Source organism: Ochrobactrum sp. Q0168, assembly GCF_016427605.1.
Lineage (GTDB): Bacteria > Pseudomonadota > Alphaproteobacteria > Rhizobiales > Rhizobiaceae > Brucella.
The window spans coordinates 1-1,063 of record NZ_JAELXQ010000041.1; the positions used below are offsets into that span (position 1 = coordinate 1).

Genomic DNA, 1,063 nt, shown 5'->3' on the forward strand with positions numbered 1-1,063 from the left:
GAGCCGATGGCCGGCATGGGCCATGAAGACGTTCACACCATCGCCGCCCTCATTGCCGATGTCGCGAAGGATCGCGCCGTTTTGATGGTGGAACACAATCTCAAGGTGGTGGCCGATATCGCCCACCATGTCACGGTGCTGCAACGCGGCGAGATCCTCGCCTCCGGCAGCTATGCCGACGTCTCGAAGGACGAGCGCGTGCGCACCGCCTATATGGGAACCGAACATGAATAAAGGCCAACCGCTCCTGTCCGTGCGCGGACTGAATGCCTGGTATGGCGAAAGCCATGCCCTGCATGGCGTCGATCTCGACATCTGGCCGGGCGAAACCATCACGCTTCTGGGCCGCAACGGCGTCGGCAAGACCACAACCTTGCGCGCCATCATGGGCATCATCCGCAAGCGCACCGGCACGATCACGCTGGACGGCCGGGACATCATGCGCGTGCCCTTGCATCGCATTGCCCATGCGGGGCTTGGCTTCGTGCCGGAAGAGCGCGGCATCTTCGCCACCTTAAGCGTGCATGAGAACCTGTTGCTGCCGCCGGTCGTCGCCAAAGGCGAGCAGAGCCTGATGTCGCTCGATGAGATCTATGCGCTGTTCCCGAACCTGCATGAACGGCGCAACAGCCCGGGCACCAAACTGTCGGGCGGCGAGCAGCAGATGCTGGCTATTGCGCGCATCCTGCGCACCGGCGTGAAGGTGCTGCTGCTGGACGAGCCGACGGAAGGTCTGGCGCCTGTCATCGTGCAGCGCATCGGCGATGTGCTGGTGGAACTGAAGAAGCGCGGCATGACCATCCTTTTGGTCGAGCAGAACTTCCGCTTTGCCGCCAAGGTCGCAGACCGCTTCTATCTCATGGATCATGGCGTGGTGACGGAAAACTTCCCGACCGCCGAGCTGCCCGACCGCATGGCGGCCCTGAACGAAGCGCTGGGAGTCTGACATGACAATGATTTTTGGAATCCCTTTGCAGGCGCTTCTCGGGCAGTTGCTGGTCGGCCTCATCAATGGCTCGTTCTACGCCATGCTGAGCCTTGGCCTTGCCATCATCTTCGGGCT

1 protein-coding gene and 2 pseudogenes are annotated in these 1,063 nt (G+C 61.9%); all 3 read left to right on the plus strand.

Going from position 1 to position 1,063, the window contains the following annotated elements:
* Window positions 1-234 (plus strand): annotated as a pseudogene (locus JAU75_RS23830) (ABC transporter ATP-binding protein); the annotation flags it as partial.
* Window positions 227-946, plus strand: a complete 720-nt coding sequence (locus tag JAU75_RS23835; protein ID WP_078341354.1) for an ABC transporter ATP-binding protein — start codon at window positions 227-229, stop codon at window positions 944-946. The pseudogene JAU75_RS23830 and the gene JAU75_RS23835, both read left to right, overlap by 8 nt.
* Window position 947: 1 nt before the next feature.
* Window positions 948-1,063: pseudogene (locus JAU75_RS23840) on the plus strand (branched-chain amino acid ABC transporter permease); the annotation flags it as partial.

Coding starts and splice junctions, on each gene's coding strand:
- JAU75_RS23835 (WP_078341354.1), top strand. CDS start 227: ATGAATAAAGGCCAACCGCTCCTGTCCGTGCGCGGACTGAATGCCTGG.